This window comes from Phenylobacterium sp. (assembly GCF_044372605.1).
In the GTDB taxonomy this organism is placed as follows: domain Bacteria; phylum Pseudomonadota; class Alphaproteobacteria; order Caulobacterales; family Caulobacteraceae; genus Phenylobacterium.
In genome coordinates this window covers 1-12,198 of the sequence record NZ_JBILRO010000014.1, presented here as the reverse complement: position 1 = coordinate 12,198, position 12,198 = coordinate 1, and the positions used below count along the sequence as shown (strand labels likewise).

The window sequence follows — 12,198 nt, the reverse complement described above, 5'->3', positions numbered from 1 at the left end:
TACGCCGTGCGGCCCCGATGCGCAAGTTGGGCGCTCAACCCTCGTGCCCCGCCGGTGGCCAGGCCTCGCCGGCCATCGTCAGGATCTCGGCCCATTCGACCGCCGTCACCGGCGAGACCGAAAGACGGCTCTGCCGCAGCATGGCCATGGCGGCCAGCGTGGGATTGGCTTTCAGCTCCGACAGGGTGACCTCCCGCATCAACGCCCGGACGGGGGCCAGTTCCACCGCGACGAACCGGCCCGCGGGATCAGATGGGTCCGGAAACGACTCCCGCACCACCTTGGCTAGACCCACCACCGCGAGGCCTTCCCGCGAGTGATAGTAGAGGACCTGATCGTCCACTTTCATGGCGCGCAGATGGAGCGCAGCGGCATTGTTCCTGACGCCGTCCCAAATGGTTCGCCCCTCGCGCTCCAGATCGCTGAAAGCGTACTTCGCAGGCTCGGACTTCACGAGCCAGTAGCTGGTGGTCATGACGGGGCGATCTCCAAGGGCGCTGAACCCAAGGATGGGAGTTTGGCGCCTTCGGCGTCAATGCCGCGTCAGGCAGCCTTGTTCTGGGTGCTGTGATCCCGGATTGCCTTTAGGCCATTGATCAGCAAGCGCGTCGCCTCGGCATCTGGATTGGTCGTCAGCATAAGGCGCCAGGCTCGAAGATGAACCGCTATGGCCTGATGATCCATCCGGACGTCTGAAATCAGGCGCTCCAGCAGCATGAACAGGCTAGCGGTGACCTCGCCTGCGCCCGGCGCGCCGGTGTCGGGATATCCGGAAACCACGGCGCGCAGGGCGCTGAGGCCCGCCGCGTCAAACCGGTCGCTTAGGACGGCGAACTCCGTCTCGGCGGCATCCACAAATGAAAGGCGCTTCTGCGCGGCGGCGTCCATGACCTTCGTAGTCCTCAGAGGGTGAGATACTAAACTGGTTTCGGGGCGCTATCCTGACGCCAAGGCCTTAACGACACCCTTACGCTGCAACACAGGGTTGTCGGCCCTGGTTGACCGGGGCTCAGGAGCGGGCAGTCTGCACGGGTGGCTTCAGGCCTCAACATTTATGCTGTTCGGTTGCCGGCTGTGGATGCGCGGGCGGCTCAGACTCTAGAGGCTGGCCAGTACCGCGTCGCCCATCTGCACCGTAGTCAGCGATCCGCCCAGATCCCGCGTTCGCGCGCCATCGGCCAAGGTGCGGCCTACGGCGGCGTAGAGCCGATCCGCCTCGGCGGGACGGCCCAGCGACCAGCGCAGCGCCATCTCGAAGGAGAGAATAGAGGCCAGAGGATTGGCCACGCCCTGTCCGGCGATATCCGGCGCCGAGCCGTGGATCGGCTCATAGAGGCCGGGCGTTCCGGCGACACCCAGCGCCGCCGAGGGCAACATGCCCAGCGAACCGGTCAGCTGGGCCGAGATGTCCGAGAGGATGTCACCGAACAGGTTGTCCGTGACCAGCACGTCAAACTGCTTGGGGTTCTTGACGATCTGCATGGCGGCGTTGTCGGCCAGGATGTGCTCCAGCTCGACATCGGCATAGTCGCGGGTGTGCAGGTCGGTGACCACGCGCCGCCACAGCAGGCCTGAATCCATCACATTGGATTTCTCGGCGCTGGTCACCTTGTTTCGGCGTCCCCGGGCCAGTTCGAAGGCGACGCGGGCGACGCGCTCGATCTCCATCGTCGTATAGACCTGGGTGTCCACCGCCCGCTGCCCACCGCCCGGCAGGTCCTCGATAAAGCGGGGCGCGCCAAAATAGATGCCGCCGGTCAGTTCGCGCACGATCATCAGATCCAGGCCCTCGATCACCTCGCGCTTGAGGCTGGAGGCGTCGGCCAGGGGCTGGAAGCAGAGTGCGGGACGCAGGTTGGCGAACACGCCCATACCGGCGCGCAAGGCGAGCAGCCCGGCCTCGGGGCGCTTGTCGCGCGGCGCACTGGCCCACTGGGGACCGCCGACGGCACCCATCAGGACGGCCTTGGCGGCCTTGGCGGCGGCGAGGGTATCGTCCGTCAGCGGGCTGCCATGGGCGTCAAAACTGCCGCCGCCGAAGGGGCCCTCCGCGATTTTCAGATCCGGCGTCAGGGCTTCCGCAACGCGACGCGCCTGGGCGGTCACTTCCGGCCCGATCCCGTCACCGGGCAGGAGCAGCAGATCGGTCATGGTGTCGGGCCTTCAGCCTAGAGCGCGTTCGGAGGCGACCTCATAGAGGCTGAGCTTGCGCTCGAAAACCCCAAGCTCGGCGCCGGCCGCGCGCCAGGGCGCCATGTGCGGTGCCTTGAAGTGGGCCTCGATCGCCGCCTGATCGCGCCATATCTCGAAAACCCGGACCAGACCTTCGTCCCTGGCGTCGAACCCATAGGAATAGGTCTCACACCCGTCCTCAGCCCGACTGGCCGCCAGCATCGTATGCATGTGCGGGCGCAGCTTCTCGATGTTTTCCGGCGGCACGCGCACGGTGCCGGCGACGATGACCTTCATGCCTCTTCCAGCCAGGGCTGGGAGAGCGCGCGCTTCATCTCATAGGTGTCGATGGACCTGGCGGCGGTCAGGGTCTCGCCAATGGCGTCCAGGCCCAGGAGCATCTTCTGTTTGCGCTGCGGATCGATCTCGAAGGTGAACACCTTGCCCGACGGCGAGGTGACACGTTGGGTCTCCAGGTCGATGCTGACCACGTGGTTGCCGCCCCGGGCCTCGTCCATCAGCTGGGCGACCTCCTCGGCCTTCAGCACCACCGGCAGCAGGCCGTTCTGGAAGCAGTTGTTGTAGAAGATGTCGGCGAAGCTGGTGGAGATCACCGCCTTGACCCCAAAGTCCATCAGCGCCCAGGGCGCATGCTCGCGACTGGACCCGCAGCCGAAATTGTCGCCGGTCACCAGCACGCCCGCGCCCTTGTACTCAGGCCGGTTCAGCACGAAATCCGGCTTCTCCACGCCCTGCTCGTCAAATCGCAGGTCGTAGAACAGCCCCTTGGCCAGCCCCGCCCGCTCCACCGTCTTGAGGAACTGTTTCGGGATGATCTGGTCGGTGTCGATATTGGCCAGCGGCAACGGGGCCGACTTGGCGTCCAGGCGGGTGAAGGGTTCCATCAGGCGGGATCCGCGTTCTGTTGAAGCATCAGGGTCGGTACGCCGCCCGGTGCATCGCGCACCGTAAAGACCTTGGTGCCGGGTTTACGGCCCGTACGGACCTCGGAGACATTGAACCCCTCGGCGATCATCCGGGCGCGCGCCGCCTCGGGATCGCTCACCCGCCAGGCCAGGCCGCCGAAGCTGTCGGGGCCGTCGGTGGGGGCGGTTTTCAGGCTGGCGGCCACTTCGAACACCGCGCTGCCACAGCGGAAGAACAGCTGGCGCACACCCCACTGTTCGTTGGAACGATCCAGCCGCAGATCCATGCCGAACTTGGCCCCATAGATGCCGACGGCGCGGTCGGCGTTCGGGGTCTGGACGACCACGTGATCCAGTTCGGCGACGGCGGCGGCCTCGTCGCCTGTCGCGGGCGATGTCGTGGGTGCGCGGCTGGGCCAGAGCAGGAAGTGTAATCCAGCGGCCTGAATCCGGCTCAGCGCGCCCATCGGCTCCACCGCCAGACCGCGCCGCTCCAGCAGGCGCGTCGAACCGGCCACGTCGTCTACCTGGAACGCAGCCAGCCACTGGCCCTCGCCGGCGTCCTCGAGGCGCTTGCGGACCTGATGACCCGGGTGATCGTCGCCGGGCGCAATGATCTCGAAGGCCATGTTGGGAAAGCGGAACCAGGCCCGGTGCGCGCCGTCGCCCGGCTCCAGATCAGGCTCGCGGCCGAACAGCCGGCGGTAGGCGTCAACGGTCGCTTTGAAGTCGCGAACGGCGATGGCGATGTGGTCCAGGCCGGTGATCAAAGGAAATCCCTCACATCGGCGATGTGACCGGCGATGGCGGCGGCGGCGGCCATGGCGGGGCTCATCAGGTGGGTGCGTCCGCCGCGACCCTGGCGACCTTCGAAGTTGCGGTTGGAGGTGGACGCACAGCGCTGGCCGGGGGTCAGCCGGTCGGGGTTCATCCCTAAGCACATCGAACAGCCCGGCTCGCGCCATTCAAAACCGGCGGCCTTGAAGATCGCGTCCAGCCCCTCTTCCTCGGCCTGATGGCTGACGAGGCCGGAACCCGGCACCACCATGGCCCGTACATGCGGCGCCACGAGACGGCCGTTCAGGAAGGCGGTCTGCACGATGGCGGCTGCCGTGCGCAGGTCTTCGATCCGGCTGTTGGTGCACGAGCCAATGAACACCACGTCGACCTTCGCGTCGGTCATGGGCTGGCCGGCGGTCAGACCCATGTAGTCCAGAGCGCGGGCGATGGCAGCCTGCTTGTCCGGCGCGTCGAAATCAGCCGGGTCCGGCGCGTGGCCGGTAACCGCCACCACGTCCTCCGGGCTGGTGCCCCAGGTGACCAGCGGCGCGATGGTGGCTGCGTCCAGATGAATCTCACGATCAAACACCGCGTCGTCGTCGGAATAGAGCGTCTTCCAGTAGCTGAGCGCCATCTCCCAGCCGCCGCCTTTGGGCGCCGCCGGACGACCCGTCAGATAGGCGTAGGTGGTCTCGTCGGGCGCCACCAGGCCAGCGCGTGCGCCCGCCTCGATGGTCAGGTTGCACAGGGTCATGCGACCTTCCATCGACAGCGCCCGGATGGCCGATCCGGCGTATTCGATCACCGACCCAGTGCCGCCCGCCGTACCGATCGCGCCGATCACTGCCAGCGCGAAGTCCTTGGCGCCGACGCCCGGGGCGGGCTCGCCTTCGATATTGACCCGGAAGTTCTTTGATTTCTTCTGGCGCAGCGTCTGGGTGGCCAGCACATGCTCGACCTCCGAGGTGCCAATCCCTTGGGCCAAGGCCCCGAACGCGCCGTGCGTCGAGGTGTGGCTGTCGCCGCAGACAATGGTCATGCCGGGCTGGGTGCGCCCCTGTTCCGGCCCCACCACATGGACGATGCCGTTGCGGATGTCGCCCATAGGGAAATACTCGATCCCGAAGTCGGCGACGTTCTTCGTCAGGGTCTGCAGCTGCAGCCGCGCTTCCAGATCGGCCACAGCGTCGACACCCAGCGCCTGACCCTCGGTGGGCACGTTGTGATCCGCCACCGCCAGGGTGCGGTCGGGCCGGCGCACGGCGCGGCGGTTCGCCCGAAGGCCCGCGAACGCCTGCGGCGTCGTCACCTCATGGATCAGGTGCAGGTCGATGTAGAGGATCGCTTCGCCGTCGGTTTCATCAACGACGTGCGCGTCCCAGATCTTGTCATAGAGTGTCTTGCCAGCCATGGGCCGCATGTAGGTCGTTGGCGCCGCCTGCGTCCAGAGCCTGGAGGCGGGAAATCCGGCGTCAGGCGGCGATGGCGGCGGCGGGTAACGACCCCATCCCGGCCAGCGCCGCCCGTAAGGCGACGGGCAAAGGCGTGCGCGGCTCTGAGCCGAGTTTCGCCACCAGCCGGCTATTGTCCAGCAGCACGGGCCGATCCCAGAGATACTTCATCTCCGACAGCTCCCGCATCGTTTCATTGAAGGGTGCCATGGCGCGCAGGGCGAACCAGGGCAGTCGACCGACCTTGAGCTTGCGCCCCGCCGCGATCTGCAGGGCATCCACGAAACCGTCGCCGGTGACCTCGTGGCCCTGGAAGTGGAACACCTCGAACGGACCAAGGTCGGTGTCCAACAGGCGAACAAACGTTTCGGCGAGATCGGGCAGGTAGGCCCAGGCATGGGGGATCGCCAGCGGCCCCGGATAGCTGACGGCGGTCACCGGTCGTTCCGGCTTCACCAGGGCCTGGGCGAACATGCTGCCCCCGGTCGGCCTGGGGCCAAAGAAGTCGCCTGCCCGGACGATCAGGCTATGAACCCCGTCCGTAGCCGCGGCACGGAGCGCCTTTTCCATCTGCACCCGGATCGCGCCCTTGCGGCTGATGGGGCTCTGGGGCGACGTCTCTGAGATCAGCGGCAGGGCGTCTTCGCCATAGTTGTAGACATTGCCCGGCAACAGGATCCGCGCGCCCGAGGCCCTAGCGGCGGCGATCGTGTTGTCGAGCATCGGCATCAGCAGGCCGGCCCAGTTCCTGTATCGGGCCGGGTTGACGGCATGGACAATGATCTGCGCGCCCTCAGCCGCCGAGACGACGTCGGCTTCGACCATGGCGTCGCCCTTGAGCCACTCCAGATCGGGGCAACCGACGAGAGCCAGATCAGGATTGCGGTTGAGGGCTCGAACCTGCCAGCCGGCCGTGACAAGCCGGTCGGCAAGCGCGCCGCCCATACCGCCGGTGGCGCCGATCACCAGCGCCAGAGGTTGAGAAGCTTGGGTCATATCTGGTCTCCGTTGGGCCGAAACCTGAGCCTGACCAGCGCCGAACGGAATTGCCTTTTCGAGCAGAACAGCTATTCGCAAGTGTATGCCTCACACACCCGACTGGGACCTTCTGCAGAGCCTTCACGCCGTTCTGGAGGCCGGCAGTTTCTCAGCCGCCGCCAAGATCAGGCGCCTGACCCAGCCGACCCTGGGCCGGCACATCGACCAGCTCGAACGTCAGCTGGGCGCACCCTTGTTTCTGCGCAGCCCCAGAGGTCTGCAGCCTACGGACCTGGCGTTGGCATTCCTTCCGCACCTGGCCGACATGTACGCCGCCGCCAGCGCTGCGGGGCGTGATGCAACTGGCGTCGCTTCCGGCGAGGGCGGGGTGGTTCGCCTGGCTGCCAGCGAGATCGTAGGCATCGAAGTTCTTCCGGAGATCCTGGCCGGCTTCCACGACGCTCATCCGGGCATCGACGTGGAGCTGACCCTGTCCAACAAGCTGGAGGACCTGACCCGTCGTGACGCCGATGTGGCGGTGCGGATGTCGCGGCCCACCCAGAACAGCCTGGTCGCCAAGAAGGTCGGGGACCTGAAACTCGGCTTCTATGCCACCGCTGACTATATCGCGCGGAAGGGTCAACCGCAGGGATTCGAGGACCTGACGCGCCACACCCTGATCGGCTTCGACCGGAATTTCCCGGAGCTGGTCAACCAGTTGAACATTGGCGTGCCGATCACCCGCGACCTGTTTGCGCTGCGCACAGACAACGACGCGGCCCAGCTCGCGGCGCTGAAAGCCGGGTTCGGAATCGGGGTCTGCCAGCATCAGGTGGGTCGGCGGAACAATCTGGTTCCGGTTCTGCCCGGCGCGTTCAGCTTCAAGCTCGAGGTCTGGATCTGCATGCACGAGACCCTGCGCGGCACGCCGCGCATCCGGCTGATGTTCGACTACCTTGCAAGGACCCTGGGCGACTACGTGGCCGAGGTCCCGTGACCGCCTGCGCCGGTGGTTGCCTTTGCGGACAGGTACGGTGGGCATCGGCGGCCGCGCCCGCCAATGTCCGGGTCTGTCACTGCCGACTTTGCCAGAAGGCGACCGGTGCGCCGTTTTTCGCAAGGGCGATCTTCCGTGCGGAAGATATCACCTGGAGCGGCGCGACAACGTCCTGGCCCTCATCGCCGCGCATTGACCGGTTGTCCTGCGCCCGCTGCGGAACCCCGATGTTCGCCCGGCCCAAGGATGCCCCCGCGCGGCTGGGCGTCTCGCTGGCGACGCTCGATGATCCGGACGCCATTGCGCCCACCGTCCACATCTGGGTGTCGGGCAAGCTGGACTGGCTGAAGCTGGACGACGGCCTGCCGCAGTGCGCGGCTGGCTATGTTGAACCATAGATACAAAAACGGCGGCTGGATTGCTCCAACCGCCGAATTGGTCTGACGTGACGGTCAGTCCTAGCCTTCCGAAGCGGTCTCCGCGACGGCCTTGTTGGTGTTCATCTGACGTTCGGCGATCCGCGCCGACTTCCCGCGGCGGTCGCGCAGGTAATAGAGCTTGGCGCGCCGGACGACGCCGCGGCGCTTCACTTCGATGGATTCGATGTTGGGCGAGAGCATCGGGAAAACCCGCTCCACGCCTTCGCCGAAGGAAATCTTGCGGACGGTGAAGCTCTCGTCGATGCCCTGGCCGCCACGGGCGATCACGACGCCCTCATAGGCCTGGACGCGCTCGCGCTCGCCTTCCTTGATCTTCACGTTCACGCGCACCGTGTCGCCGGGGCGGAACTCGGGGATCTGCCGGACGGCCAGCAGGCGGTCGGCTTCTTCCTTGCGCAGTTCCTGAATGATGTTCGCAGCCATTTTACTCAATCCTTCCGGGCTTTATCGCCCTTTGCCTGTTGATTGGCGGGCAGCCGGTCCCAGAGATCGGGCCGCTGTTTCCGCGTGGTCTCCTGCCGCATCCCCTGCCGCCATTTGCGGATATCCGCATGGTGACCCGAGAGCAGCACCTCGGGGATTTCCAGTCCTTCGAACGTCCGCGGCCGTGTGTACTGCGGATGCTCGAGGAGACCGTCCTCGAAGCTTTCTTCACTCAAACTCTCGGCCTGCCCCAGAACTCCCGGAACCAGCCGTACGCACGCCTCGATCGCCACCAGCGCCGCCGCCTCGCCACCGGCGAGCACCGCGTCGCCCACGACGACCTCCTCGAACCCGCGGGCGTCAAGCACCCGCTGGTCCACCCCCTCGAACCGACCGCAGAGGACGATCAGTCCCGGCCCTCTGGACCACTCATGGACCCGCGCCTGGGTGAGGGGTTTTCCCCGGGCGCTCATATACAAAAGCGGCCGTCCCCGCCGCTCCACACTGTCGAGTGCAGAAGCGATGACGTCCGCTCGCATCACCTGACCCGGACCTCCCCCGGCAGGGGTGTCGTCCAGGAAGCCGCGCTTATCTTTGGAAAAGCCCCGGATGTCCACTGTTTCCAGCGACCAGAGGCCCTGCTCGCGCCAGGCCGTGCCGATCAGCGACACGCCAAGCGGGCCCGGAAAGGCCTCGGGAAACATGGTCAGGACAGAACAGTCGAAGGACATGGGCGGTCAAAGGACCTGCGCAGGCGGGGCCGTCAAGCCTCAGAAGATGAACCGGTAGTGCCTGTAGAAGCCGTCCAGCAGTTCACCCCGATCGGCGCAGAGCATCCCCGGACGCCCCACACAGGGGCTGCTGTCGTAGAGGATGCCCTCGGCGAAGGCGCCGGACCGGGCCCAGATGAAATCGATCTCGCCAGGGCGGTCCGCGCGATATCGGTAGCGCACGCCATCGCGCACACCGATTACAGCGCCATCGGGCCCGCCGAGCGCACGTGTGCGGACCGCCTCGGCGACAATGGCGTCATAGACCGCCCGCCGGGATTCGAAATTGAGCCGGGTTCCGATCTCCAGCAGCGGCCCGAAAGCGGGTACGAAGGCCCCGCAGAAGGCCAGGAATATGGTCGGCGCCAGCCAGGCGGTCGTGGGCTCGCGCAACATGGCCCAGATGCTCCAGCCCAGCAGGATCGGAAGCGGCGCGGCATATACCGCCACCGCCAGCACCGGCAGCGCCTCGCCGGGCACGATTTCCATCAGTCGCCCTGACGAAAGGGTCGCGCCAATGACAATCGCCATCCACCCGGCCAGTGCGGCGGCGAGCGGCGTGCGCCAGATCGGTCTTATGGCTTCCGCTACGTCCCCCATGTCGGCAACATGGGGCCAGGACCACCCTCTCGGCAAGGGCCGCTTGCCGCAAGAGCGGGCGGGGCGTAATCCACGCGCCTTCGCAATTGCAGCATGGCCGCCAGATCGTGACCGACGCCATCCAGACCCTCGTGGAATCCCTCCAGCTTGAACGCCTGGAGCTGAATCTGTTCCGGGGCATCACCCCCGACGGCATGGGCCCGCGCATCTTTGGTGGCCAGGTGATCGCCCAGTCCCTGCTGGCGGCCTATGAGACGGTGGAAGAGCGTGTGTGCCACTCGCTGCACTGTTATTTCATTCGACCGGGTGATCCGCGCATACCCATCGTCTTCGAAGTGGACCGGTCCCGGGATGGCGGCAGCTTCACGACCCGCCGCGTGGTGGCGGTGCAGCATGGAGAGCAGATCTTCAACCTCGCCGCCTCTTTCATGGCCGCGCAGGAGGGCTTCGAGCATCAGTCCGACATGCCGCCAGGACCGCACTGGAGCGAACTGCCCGACGAAGCGGAAATGATGCGGGAGTTCATGAAGACCGCGCCAGAGGAGATGAAGAAGTGGGCCGGCCGCGAACGGCCGATCGAAATGCGGGCCGAGGACGCCCGGAACTACTGGCGCAACGGCCCCAAGCCAGCCGTGGCCCAGAACTGGTTCCGCTGCCGCACGCCCATCGGCGATGACGCCCACATGCATCAGGTTATTCTCGCCTACGCCTCCGACATGAACCTGCTGTCCACCGGCATGCGGCCCCACGGCGTGCACTGGCAGACGCCCGGCTTTCAGTCGGCCAGCCTCGACCACGCCATGTGGTTCCACAAGACCACGGACTTCAACCAGTGGCACCTCTACGCCCACGACAGTCCGTCCGCCTCAGGCGGACGTGGATTTATCCGCGGATCGATCTACGCCGAGGATGGAACCCTGGTGGCCTCGGTCGCCCAGGAAGGCCTGATGCGGATGCGGGCGAAGACATAGGGGCCTCAGTCTTCGAGGGGCATCCCGTACAGTTCCAGCCGGTGGTCCACCAGCCGGTAGCCAAGTTTGCGGGCGATAGCTTCCTGCAGCGCCTCGATCTCGGCGTCGACGAACTCCACCACCTTGCCGGTCTTCATGTCGATGAGGTGGTCGTGATGGTCGTCGCTGTGTTCCTCATAGCGCGAGCGCCCGTCGCGGAAGTCCAGCCGGTCAATTATCCCGGCCTCCTCGAACAGCCGCACCGTGCGATAGACGGTGGCGATGGAAATGTGCGGATCCACCGCGTGCGCCCGGCGGTGGAGTTCTTCGACATCAGGGTGGTCTGAGGACACCGACAGCACGCGCGCGATCACACGGCGCTGATCGGTCATGCGCATGTTCTTGGCCAGGCAGAGCTTCTCGATTCGGTCCGACACGAGGTGTTCTCCCTTCCTGTTTCGATAGGTCTAGTTCGGCGGCTTCGTCAGGTCGAGACGCATAACGAGCGCGTCGGCCAGTCCGGCGGCGCCCCTATCATAGTAGCCCCTGCGCAGGCCGGTCTGCACAAATCCCAGGCCGGTGTAGAGCGCCACGGCGCCGGAGCTGGCGACGTCGACTTCCAGGAACATCTCCAGGGCCTGCATAGACCGCGCCCGGGAGATCGCCATTTCCATCAGCGCACGAGCGATGCCCCGACGGCGGGAGGTGGTTGCAACACCCACCGTCAGGACCTCTGCTTCCCCCGCAACCGCCCGGCAGATCAACACGCCGGCTGGCCCGGGGTCGCGGGCGACCACGCCGAAGATGCCCTCGCCGTCCAGCAGATCCTCGAAATCGGTCTCGTCCCAGGGCTTGTCGAACGCCTGGGCGTGAACGGCGGCCATGTCGGGCGCATCGACCGGAGCGGCGAAACTCACGTTCATGCGGGCAACCGGGCGTCGGGTGCCCGCAGATAGAGGGGCCGTATCGGGGTGACCGAACGTGCAGCCGCAAGGCGGGCGACCTGGCGCGGATCACTGCCGTCGGGCGCGCGGGTCACTGCGTCAGGAAAAGCCGGCGCCAGCAAGGACGCGCCCGAGCCGATCAGGGTGACCGGCCGACCATGGCTCAACTCGGCCAGCCGGGCCGCCGCGGTTCCCAACGGCAGGACGTCGGGCGCCATCAGGGCCACCCCGGATTCGAACACCTGAAAATAGACCTGGTCGCGACGGGCATCCAGGATCGCTGCCGTCAGCCCGGGTTGATCTGCGACGAGGGCTTCGAGCGTCCCGACCCCGACGGCGGCTATCGTCAGCGCCGAGGCCAAGCCCTTCGCAAACGCCACGCCGACCCGCAACCCCGTGAACGAGCCCGGCCCCACGGTTGCGCCGATACGTTGAAGGCGATCAAAGGAAAGCCCGGATTCGGCCATCACGGCCTGCACCATGGGCGCCAGCCGCTCCTGATGACCCCGCGCCATCAAGGCTGTGTGGTGGGCCAGCACGGTCGGGCCGTCGAGCACCGCCACCGAACAGGCATTCAGGCAGGTATCCAGCCCCAGGACAATCATGGCGCCCCGTTAGCCGGTTCGCGACGCCGCTTAAAGGGCCTGCTCGACCCGCGTCACTTCCGGGACATAGTGCTTCAGCATGTTCTCCACCCCGGACTTCAGCGTCGCTGACGATGAAGGGCAGCCGGAGCAGGCACCGCGCATGTTGAGCCAGACCACCCC

General features: G+C 66.3%; 18 protein-coding genes. 3 read left to right on the top strand and 15 right to left on the bottom strand.

Translation table 11 applies throughout. The annotated features are described in order from the left end of the window. Positions 1 to 34 precede the first annotated feature (34 nt). The 8 genes from ACIQ42_RS02580 to ACIQ42_RS02545 form a co-directional block, all read right to left on the bottom strand. Positions 35 to 475, bottom strand: a complete 441-nt coding sequence (locus ACIQ42_RS02580) for an EVE domain-containing protein (protein ID WP_397420655.1) — start codon at positions 473 to 475, stop codon at positions 35 to 37. 68 nt (positions 476 to 543) lie between these two features. Further along, positions 544 to 888, bottom strand: a complete 345-nt coding sequence (locus tag ACIQ42_RS02575; protein WP_397420654.1) for a hypothetical protein — start codon at positions 886 to 888, stop codon at positions 544 to 546. A 210-nt stretch (positions 889 to 1,098) separates the two neighbouring features. Then, positions 1,099 to 2,151, bottom strand: a complete 1,053-nt coding sequence (leuB, locus tag ACIQ42_RS02570; RefSeq protein WP_397420653.1) for a 3-isopropylmalate dehydrogenase — start codon at positions 2,149 to 2,151, stop codon at positions 1,099 to 1,101. Between the two features lie 12 nt (positions 2,152 to 2,163). Continuing rightward, on the bottom strand, positions 2,164 to 2,469 hold the full coding sequence (locus tag ACIQ42_RS02565; protein WP_397420652.1) for a putative quinol monooxygenase: 306 nt from the start codon (positions 2,467 to 2,469) through the stop codon (positions 2,164 to 2,166). Next, positions 2,466 to 3,077: a 3-isopropylmalate dehydratase small subunit gene (gene leuD / locus ACIQ42_RS02560; protein ID WP_397420651.1), complete on the bottom strand. Its 612-nt coding sequence runs from the start codon at positions 3,075 to 3,077 to the stop codon at positions 2,466 to 2,468. Before leuD ends, ACIQ42_RS02565 begins: the two co-directional genes overlap by 4 nt. After that, positions 3,077 to 3,868, bottom strand: a complete 792-nt coding sequence (locus ACIQ42_RS02555; RefSeq protein WP_397420650.1) for a VOC family protein — start codon at positions 3,866 to 3,868, stop codon at positions 3,077 to 3,079. Before ACIQ42_RS02555 ends, leuD begins: the two co-directional genes overlap by 1 nt. Beyond that, positions 3,865 to 5,289: a 3-isopropylmalate dehydratase large subunit gene (gene leuC / locus ACIQ42_RS02550; RefSeq protein WP_397420649.1), complete on the bottom strand. Its 1,425-nt coding sequence runs from the start codon at positions 5,287 to 5,289 to the stop codon at positions 3,865 to 3,867. Before leuC ends, ACIQ42_RS02555 begins: the two co-directional genes overlap by 4 nt. Before the next feature lie 61 nt (positions 5,290 to 5,350). Further along, positions 5,351 to 6,325, bottom strand: a complete 975-nt coding sequence (locus tag ACIQ42_RS02545; protein ID WP_397420648.1) for an NAD-dependent epimerase/dehydratase family protein — start codon at positions 6,323 to 6,325, stop codon at positions 5,351 to 5,353. A gap of 85 nt (positions 6,326 to 6,410) precedes the next feature. On the opposite strand from ACIQ42_RS02545, the gene ACIQ42_RS02540 reads away from it, so the two are divergent. After that, a complete protein-coding gene (locus tag ACIQ42_RS02540; protein ID WP_397420647.1) occupies positions 6,411 to 7,304 on the top strand; it encodes a LysR family transcriptional regulator in 894 nt (297 codons plus the stop codon). Further along, positions 7,301 to 7,702, top strand: coding sequence for a GFA family protein (locus ACIQ42_RS02535; RefSeq protein WP_397404562.1), 402 nt, complete (start codon positions 7,301 to 7,303; stop codon positions 7,700 to 7,702). Before ACIQ42_RS02540 ends, ACIQ42_RS02535 begins: the two co-directional genes overlap by 4 nt. Before the next feature lie 60 nt (positions 7,703 to 7,762). Here the strand turns inward: ACIQ42_RS02535 and rplS are convergent, their stop codons facing one another. The 3 genes from rplS to ACIQ42_RS02520 are packed head-to-tail and all read right to left on the bottom strand — an operon-like array spanning position 7,763 to position 9,537. After that, positions 7,763 to 8,167, bottom strand: a complete 405-nt coding sequence (gene rplS / locus ACIQ42_RS02530; RefSeq protein WP_397404564.1) for a 50S ribosomal protein L19 — start codon at positions 8,165 to 8,167, stop codon at positions 7,763 to 7,765. Between the two features lie 5 nt (positions 8,168 to 8,172). Further along, complete coding sequence (gene trmD / locus ACIQ42_RS02525; RefSeq protein WP_397420646.1) at positions 8,173 to 8,898, bottom strand: tRNA (guanosine(37)-N1)-methyltransferase TrmD; 726 nt, start codon at positions 8,896 to 8,898, stop codon at positions 8,173 to 8,175. Between the two features lie 39 nt (positions 8,899 to 8,937). Continuing rightward, on the bottom strand, positions 8,938 to 9,537 hold the full coding sequence (locus ACIQ42_RS02520) for a hypothetical protein (protein WP_397420645.1): 600 nt from the start codon (positions 9,535 to 9,537) through the stop codon (positions 8,938 to 8,940). A gap of 107 nt (positions 9,538 to 9,644) precedes the next feature. On the opposite strand from ACIQ42_RS02520, the gene ACIQ42_RS02515 reads away from it, so the two are divergent. Next, on the top strand, positions 9,645 to 10,508 hold the full coding sequence (locus tag ACIQ42_RS02515; protein ID WP_397420644.1) for an acyl-CoA thioesterase: 864 nt from the start codon (positions 9,645 to 9,647) through the stop codon (positions 10,506 to 10,508). A gap of 5 nt (positions 10,509 to 10,513) precedes the next feature. Here ACIQ42_RS02515 and ACIQ42_RS02510 read toward each other — a convergent pair whose 3' ends face one another. From ACIQ42_RS02510 to ACIQ42_RS02495, 4 genes are all read right to left on the bottom strand, one after another. Then, a complete protein-coding gene (locus ACIQ42_RS02510; protein ID WP_397420674.1) occupies positions 10,514 to 10,885 on the bottom strand; it encodes a Fur family transcriptional regulator in 372 nt (123 codons plus the stop codon). A 69-nt stretch (positions 10,886 to 10,954) separates the two neighbouring features. Next, positions 10,955 to 11,410: a GNAT family N-acetyltransferase gene (locus tag ACIQ42_RS02505; protein ID WP_397420643.1), complete on the bottom strand. Its 456-nt coding sequence runs from the start codon at positions 11,408 to 11,410 to the stop codon at positions 10,955 to 10,957. Then, positions 11,407 to 12,033: a tRNA (adenosine(37)-N6)-threonylcarbamoyltransferase complex dimerization subunit type 1 TsaB gene (gene tsaB, locus ACIQ42_RS02500; RefSeq protein ID WP_397420673.1), complete on the bottom strand. Its 627-nt coding sequence runs from the start codon at positions 12,031 to 12,033 to the stop codon at positions 11,407 to 11,409. Before tsaB ends, ACIQ42_RS02505 begins: the two co-directional genes overlap by 4 nt. Before the next feature lie 33 nt (positions 12,034 to 12,066). Continuing rightward, a partial coding sequence (locus tag ACIQ42_RS02495) for a NifU family protein (protein WP_397420672.1) occupies positions 12,067 to 12,198 on the bottom strand: 132 nt, incomplete at its 5' end.

Coding starts and splice junctions, on each gene's coding strand:
- ACIQ42_RS02575 (WP_397420654.1), bottom strand. CDS start 888: ATGGACGCCGCCGCGCAGAAGCGCCTTTCATTTGTGGATGCCGCCGAG.
- rplS (WP_397404564.1), bottom strand. CDS start 8,167: ATGGCTGCGAACATCATTCAGGAACTGCGCAAGGAAGAAGCCGACCGC.
- ACIQ42_RS02565 (WP_397420652.1), bottom strand. CDS start 2,469: ATGAAGGTCATCGTCGCCGGCACCGTGCGCGTGCCGCCGGAAAACATC.
- ACIQ42_RS02580 (WP_397420655.1), bottom strand. CDS start 475: ATGACCACCAGCTACTGGCTCGTGAAGTCCGAGCCTGCGAAGTACGCT.
- ACIQ42_RS02540 (WP_397420647.1), top strand. CDS start 6,411: ATGCCTCACACACCCGACTGGGACCTTCTGCAGAGCCTTCACGCCGTT.
- ACIQ42_RS02505 (WP_397420643.1), bottom strand. CDS start 11,410: ATGAACGTGAGTTTCGCCGCTCCGGTCGATGCGCCCGACATGGCCGCC.
- leuD (WP_397420651.1), bottom strand. CDS start 3,077: ATGGAACCCTTCACCCGCCTGGACGCCAAGTCGGCCCCGTTGCCGCTG.
- ACIQ42_RS02520 (WP_397420645.1), bottom strand. CDS start 9,537: ATGGGGGACGTAGCGGAAGCCATAAGACCGATCTGGCGCACGCCGCTC.
- leuC (WP_397420649.1), bottom strand. CDS start 5,289: ATGGCTGGCAAGACACTCTATGACAAGATCTGGGACGCGCACGTCGTT.
- trmD (WP_397420646.1), bottom strand. CDS start 8,898: ATGTCCTTCGACTGTTCTGTCCTGACCATGTTTCCCGAGGCCTTTCCG.
- leuB (WP_397420653.1), bottom strand. CDS start 2,151: ATGACCGATCTGCTGCTCCTGCCCGGTGACGGGATCGGGCCGGAAGTG.
- ACIQ42_RS02545 (WP_397420648.1), bottom strand. CDS start 6,325: ATGACCCAAGCTTCTCAACCTCTGGCGCTGGTGATCGGCGCCACCGGC.
- ACIQ42_RS02510 (WP_397420674.1), bottom strand. CDS start 10,885: ATGCGCATGACCGATCAGCGCCGTGTGATCGCGCGCGTGCTGTCGGTG.